Raw genomic sequence first — 6,532 nt, forward strand, 5'->3', positions numbered from 1 at the left:
CCCCGACCGCCCGACGGCGGTCTTCGCCGCGAACGACAACCTCGCGATCGGCGTGCTCACCGCAGCGAGCGGCCTCGGGCTCCGCATCGGCACCGACCTCTCGATCGTCGGCTACAACGACATCCCACTGGTGTCGCGGCTGCCGGTGGCGCTCTCCTCCGTCCGGACGCCGTTCGAGCAGATCGCCTCGACGGCGCTCGAGCTGCTGCTGTCGCCGGCACCAGGCGGACACGACCTCCGCACCGCACTGCCGACCCTGATGCCCCGGGCGTCCACGGCGCCGCCGACGCGGTGACGTGGTCGTCCGAGACCTCAGGTGGTGACGAACGCCGTTTCCGTCAGGCGTTCGGACGCGGCCCAGATCCGCGAGGCGTCGGCCGCGCTGTGGAGCGGGGCGTAGAGCCGTTGCCGGGCCGGCGGGCCGCCGAGGTGGCCCAGTCCGCGTGGCCCGTACATCTCGCCGCCCTCGGCCGACGGGTCGGTGGCGGCCATGAGCGCGGGCAGCGCCGCGGACTCGACCGTGCCCAGCAGGATGCCGCGCGCCGAGAGGGCTCGGATCATCCGGATGGCGCTCGTGTCCTCGTGCCGGTCGAGCTCGGGGCGCGCGGCGAGCAGGTTCGTCGGGGCCACCCCCGGGTGCGAGAGGGTGCTCGTGATGCCCCACCCCTGGGCGCGGCTCCGACGATCGAGTTCGAGCCCGAACAGTCCGAGCGCGATCTTCGATCGAGCGTACGCGCGCTGCGCGTCGTAGCTGCGCTCCGAGTTCAGGTCGTCCCAGTCGATCGACCCGCGCCGCGCCGCGATGCTGATCTGGGACGTCACCCTGGCGTTCCCGGCCCGCAGCAGCGGCGCAAGGCGGGCGACGAGCGCGAAGTGGCCGAGGTGATTGGTGCCGAACTGCAGTTCGAAGCCGTCGACGGTCACCCCGCGCTCCGGCGGCGTCATGACCCCCGCGTTGTTGATCAGGATGTGGATGGGCCGCCCCTCTGCGGTCAGGGCGTCACCGAGCGCGGCGACCGAGGCGAGCGAGGACAGGTCGAGCGATCGCAGCGAGACCTCGGCCCGCGGTACGCGCTCGCGGATCCGCTCGACCGCCCGCGCGCCCTTCGCGGGGTTGCGGACCGGGAGGACCACCTCGGCGCCGGCCGCCGCGAGTCGCTCGGCGATCCTGAGCCCCATGCCGTCGCTCGCGCCGGTGACGACCGCGCGCCGGCCGGTCAGGTCGGGGATCTGGATGTCGATGGGTCGCCGTGTCATTCGGGTCCTCCTCGTTCGTGGTCATCCCACGGTCGCCGACGCCTGGCGAGTCATCCAGAGACCGTCGATCCCGGGTTCGCGAGTCCCGCCCACCGGCGGCGAGGGTGGGACGGGCGATCCGTGGCTCCGGTCGGCATGGCGGGGTAGAAACGATGCAGTGACTGCGAGTTGGGGGCTCATGATGATCGATCGCGCCGGGCTGGCGGAGTTCCTCCGCGGTCGTCGGGAGGCGCTGCAGCCCGAGGACGTCGGACTGCCTCGCGGCCCGCGCCGGCGGACCAGCGGGCTGCGCCGCGAGGAGGTCGCGGCGCTGTGCCACATGTCGACCGACTACTACTCGCGGTTGGAGCAGGAGCGCGGCCCCCAGCCCTCGCCTCAGATGCTCGCGTCGATCGCGCTAGGCCTCCACCTGTCCATCGACGAGCGCGACCACCTCTTCCGGCTGGCGGGGCACAACCCGCCCGCGCGCGGTGAGGTCAGTACGCACATCAGTCCCGGGCTGCTCCGCATCCTCGACCGCTTGAGCGACACGCCCGCCGAGATCGTCACCGAGCTCGGCGAGACGCTGCGGCAGACGCCGATGGCCGTGGCGCTGACCGGGGATGCCACCTCCTACACCGGGCCGGACAGGAGCGTCGGATACCGATGGTTCATGGATCCGAGCGCCCGGCACCGATACGCACCGGAGGAGCACGCCTTCCTCAGCCGGATGTACGCGTCGGGGCTTCGCGAGATCGTCACGCTCCGCGGGCCGGACTCACGTGCCGCGTGGCTCGCGGGGTTGCTCCTCGAGCGGAGCGACGAGTTCCGACGCGTGTGGGATGACCATGAGATCGGCATCCGCCCGCACGAGGTGAAGCACTTCATCCACCCCGAGGTGGGCGCCCTCGAGCTGACCTGCCAGCGGTTGATCGACCCCGACCAGGGCCATTCGCTGCTGGTGTACACCGCCATCCCCGGAAGCGAGAGCCACGACCGGCTGAGCCTGCTCGCCGTCATCGGCGCGCAGGCGCTCGGCTGAGGTCGCATCCGGACTCGGCAGGTCACCGATCCCCGGGGTGTGCGAGCCCGTCCACGGATGGCGCATTCCGCTCGGCTCGGCGCCGCGTCCCGAACTCCGCCCAGGCGAGCACGGCGGCAGCGACGATCTCGACGCCCACCGTCGCCAGCAGCCCGACGCCCGCTGCGTCCGTGAGCACCGAGTACACACCGTAGGCCGCCCAGGTGAGCCAGGCAGCGATGAATGCGACGCTGACCGCGAGGCGCCCGCGCGACGGAGGCTCGCGGCGCACCAGGAAGAGTGCGATGCCGAAGCCGGCGGTCCCCACGCTTGCGCGGAGACCGAACCAGGCCGCCACCGGCTCGATCTCCAGACCCCAGGACGTCAGCGGTACCGACGGCGCGAGGAGCCATGCGACCGGGATCAGCCAGCAGTACACCGCGAGGATGGTCGCGACCCAGAAGTACGCGCGGCTCATGCTCGTGCCTCTCGGGTCGAGAGGGTCGGAGCGGGATCGATGAACACGAGCCGAATGCACGGCGCTTCCCTCGTGCGACTGCGTGGATGAGGGGTCATATCCGTACCTCGATCCGTGAGAACAGCTGGCCTCGGCGTGATGGTGCTCACTATGGCAGACGCCGACGCGCGACCACAACGGATCCACGACGGCGGGCCGGCGCGGGGCACGGTGTGGTCAGACCAGCCTCTCGCCGCAGGACAGCGCCGGTCGTGCGTGCCGCCGGGGTCCACGCGTCGAGATCAGCCGGCCGCGGGCGTCGTCCCCGATCCGCCCGGACCGAGCAGCACCCGCCAGAGCCAGTCGGCTGCCGTGGCCACCGGCGGACGCGGGTCGCGCGCGAGCCAGGCCTCGATCACGCCGAGCGCCGAGCCTGCGATACCGGCGCCGACGATGTCGAGCGGGAGCCCCTCGTAGGCGGGGGTGCCCGACGTCGCGATGCCTTCCTGCACGATCGACTCGATCCGTGCGCGCAGCCGCGCCATCACGACCGCCGAACCGTGCGGCCCGAGGACCCGGCGATACACTTCGGCGTTCTCGTCGAGGTGGGCGAGGTAGTCGAAGAGGGCCTGGGGCGGGTCGGCGGGAGGCTCGGGGCTCTCCGGCAGATTCGCCCGCGCGAGCTCGGCGGCAGCGTCGAGCGCGTCGGCGAGCAGCGTCTCCTTGTCGGAGTAGTGCTGGTAGAAGCTGCTGCGGTTCACGCCCGCGCGGGTCGCGATGTCGGCCACCGTGACCTCCTCGAGCGGATGCTCCCGCGCAAGCGCGAACAGCGCCTCCTGCAGGGCACGGCGGGTGCGCTCGATTCGGACGTCCATAGGGGGATTCTGGCAGTCGCCCCGCTCGGGTGTCTGCGAGTTCGCCGACGGATGTCGGATTTCCGACATCCGTCGGGTACTCTCGTTCCGGCTCGACGGTGCGCCGACCACCGCGTGATCCGAAAGGCAGCCCGACATGGCAGAACTCCTCTACCGACTCGGTCGGCTCGCCTCGCGGCGGTCCTGGACGGTCATCGCCGGATGGATCGTGACCCTCGCGCTCGCCGCCGGCGCATTCCTCGCCTTCGGCGGCACGCTGACCACGACCATGAGCATCCCCGGTACGGAGACCGAGCGGGTGACCGAACAGCTCACCGACGAGCTCGACGGTCTCGGAGGAGCGACCGGGACGGTGGTCTTCCGAACGGAGGACGGCAGCGCCTTCACTTCGTCGCAGGAGGAGCAGATCGGCGAGCTGCTCGACGGCATCGCCGAGATCGACCGGGTCGACGACGTCGTGAACCCGTTCGCCGCGGCATCGGAGCGCGCCGAGCAGGAGCAACAGCTCGCCGATGGCGCCGCGCAACTCGACGAGGCGGAGCAGCAGGTCGCCGACGGCACCGCCCAGCTCGACGCCGCTGAGGCGCAGCTCGACGCCGGGCAGGCCCAGCTCGACGGGGCCGTGGCCCAGGCGCGGGCCGACGGCACGTACGCGTTCGCCGAGGCGCAGTTCGCGGCGCAGCAGGCCGAACTCGACGCGAACCGAGCGCAGCTCGACGCCCAGCGCGCCGAACTCGAGGCCGGTGCGGCCGAACTGCCCGATCAGCGGAGCCGGCTCGAAGACGGGCAGCGACTCGTCGACGCGGCATCCGAGATCCGCACCGTCTCCGCCGACGGCGCGACCGCGGCGGGCGCCGTGTTGTTCGAGGACGAGCTCTTCTCGCTCCCCGCGGAGACGAAGGCCGCGGTCGCCGACGAACTCGACGGCGCCGACATCGACGGCGTCGCGATCGACTACTCGTCCGAGATCGCGTCGAGCATCGACGGCCTCGTCGGGCCCGGCGAGATCGCCGGCGTCGCCCTCGCGCTCCTCGTGCTGATCCTCATGTTCCGGGCGTTGCTGCCCGCGGTGATGCCCATCGTCTCGTCGATCATCGGCGTGGGCATCGGCGTCGCGGGCTCGCTCGCCTTCTCGGGCGTCGTCGACATGACGTCGGTCACGCCGGTGCTGGGCGTCATGCTCGGGCTGGCCGTCGGCATCGACTATGCGCTCTTCATCATGAACCGCCACCGCCGGCAGGTCCTCGCGGGCATGGAGATCCGCGAGTCGATCGCCCTCGCCAACGGCACCTCCGGCAACGCGGTCGTGTTCGCCGGCTCGACCGTGCTCGTCGCGCTCCTTGCGCTGAACGTCACGGGCATCCCGTTCCTCGGCGTGATGGGCACCGTCGGCGCGGTCTGCGTGCTCATCGCGGTGCTCCTCGCGGTGAGCTTCACGCCCGCGGTGCTCGGGCTCATCGGCATCCGGATCGTCAACCGCCGCGCCCGCGCGCAGATCGGCCACGAGTCGCACGCGCGACCGGAGCTGAAGCCCATGGGCACCGGACGCGCACTCCTGCGCGCGGCGCTCGCGATCATCGTGCTGCTCGTGGTCGCGATCCCGGCCCTGTCGATGCGGCTCGGCCTGCCCGACGGGTCGTCCGAGGCCACCGACTCCACCCAGTACCAGGCGTACACGGCGGTCGCCGACGCGTTCGGCGCCGGGCAGAACGGTCCGCTCCTGGTCACCGCGGCCCTGCCCGACGGCCTCGCCGAAGACGAGGTGACGGCGACGCAGGCGAACCTCGCCGACCTGCTCCTCGAGCAGGAAGACGTGGTCGCCGTCGCGCCGGTCGGCGTCTCCGACGATCGCGACTTCCTGGCCTTCCAGGTCGTGCCGGTCGACGGCCCGTCCAGCGCCTCGACCGAGCAGCTCGTGCACGACCTGCGCGACCTCTCACCGGTGCCCGGGGAGGCGGCGGGTGCGGATGGCGACGTCGACCTCGGCGTCGCCGGCCAGGCGAGCGGCAACATCGACATCTCGGAGAAGCTCGCGGGCGTGCTGCCGGTCTACCTGGCGCTCGTCGTCGGGCTCTCGCTCATCATCCTGGTGCTCGTGTTCAGGTCGATCCTCGTGCCGCTCGTCGCGACCGCCGGCTTCGTGCTCTCCCTCTTTGCGGCGTTCGGTGCGATCGTCGCCATCTTCCAGTGGGGATGGCTCGGCACCGTGTTCGGGGTGCACGACCCGGGGCCGGTGCTGAACTTCGCGCCGATCCTCATCATGGGCGTGCTGTTCGGGCTTGCGATGGACTACCAGCTGTTCCTCGTCTCGGGCATGCGCGAGGCGTACGTGCACGGCGTGCCCGCGCGCACGGCGGTGGTGGCAGGTCTCCGCAACGGCCGAGTCGTCGTCACCGCGGCGGCGATCATCATGACCGCCGTGTTCGGCGGGTTCGTCTTCTCGCACCTCGCGATGGTGCGACCGCTCGGCTTCGGTCTGGCGATCGGCGTGCTCTTCGACGCGTTCATCGTGCGGATGCTGCTGATCCCGGCCGTCATGCACCTGCTCGGTCGGTCGGCGTGGTGGCTGCCGAACTGGCTCGACCGGATCCTCCCGAACGTCGACGTCGAGGGTGCCGCGCTCGAGCGGTCGCACCCGGTGCACGGGGCTTCGGCGGCCGCAGTCGGCGGCGGGAGCGGCGACGCGGCCGGTGACGAGATCACGAGGGAGGATGCCGCCAGGGCGCCCATCCGGAGCTGACGTCGGGCCGACGCCGCGCTGGTTTATCGTGTCGCCGCGAGCGCTCGCACGGCGCGCTCGACCGCGGGATGCACGTCGAGTCCGGGGTCGACCGTATCCGAGGCGCGCCTGAGCGCCGCGCCACCGAGACCCTCCTCGACCGCAACGTCGACGGCGTGATCCTCGCGACGGCCCGCCTCGACGACCAGCTTCCGGCGTCGCTG

6 protein-coding genes are annotated in these 6,532 nt (G+C 71.7%); 3 read left to right on the forward strand and 3 right to left on the reverse strand.

The window, feature by feature from the left end:
• Positions 1–295, forward strand: a 295-nt coding sequence (locus GJ743_RS01225) for a substrate-binding domain-containing protein (RefSeq protein WP_196216868.1), incomplete at its 5' end; no start/stop codon positions are given.
• A 17-nt stretch (positions 296–312) separates the two neighbouring features.
• Here the strand turns inward: GJ743_RS01225 and GJ743_RS01230 are convergent.
• A complete protein-coding gene (locus tag GJ743_RS01230; protein ID WP_155050125.1) occupies positions 313–1,257 on the reverse strand; it encodes an SDR family oxidoreductase in 945 nt (314 codons plus the stop codon).
• A 181-nt stretch (positions 1,258–1,438) separates the two neighbouring features.
• On the opposite strand from GJ743_RS01230, the gene GJ743_RS01235 reads away from it, so the two are divergent.
• A complete protein-coding gene (locus tag GJ743_RS01235; protein ID WP_155050129.1) occupies positions 1,439–2,278 on the forward strand; it encodes a helix-turn-helix transcriptional regulator in 840 nt (279 codons plus the stop codon).
• A 22-nt stretch (positions 2,279–2,300) separates the two neighbouring features.
• On the opposite strand, the gene GJ743_RS01240 is transcribed toward GJ743_RS01235, so the two are convergent.
• Positions 2,301–2,735: a hypothetical protein gene (locus tag GJ743_RS01240; RefSeq protein WP_155050126.1), complete on the reverse strand. Its 435-nt coding sequence runs from the start codon at positions 2,733–2,735 to the stop codon at positions 2,301–2,303.
• A gap of 281 nt (positions 2,736–3,016) precedes the next feature.
• Positions 3,017–3,589 (reverse strand): TetR/AcrR family transcriptional regulator, encoded by a 573-nt coding sequence (locus tag GJ743_RS01245; RefSeq protein WP_155050127.1) that lies wholly within the window; start codon positions 3,587–3,589, stop codon positions 3,017–3,019.
• A gap of 136 nt (positions 3,590–3,725) precedes the next feature.
• Here GJ743_RS01245 and GJ743_RS01250 point away from each other — a divergent pair, with 136 nt between their 5' ends.
• On the forward strand, positions 3,726–6,329 hold the full coding sequence (locus GJ743_RS01250) for an MMPL family transporter (protein ID WP_155050128.1): 2,604 nt from the start codon (positions 3,726–3,728) through the stop codon (positions 6,327–6,329).
• Positions 6,330–6,532: the final 203 nt, after the last annotated feature.

Source organism: Agromyces bracchium (genome assembly GCF_009709675.1).
GTDB classification, from domain to species: Bacteria; Actinomycetota; Actinomycetes; order Actinomycetales; family Microbacteriaceae; genus Agromyces; species Agromyces bracchium.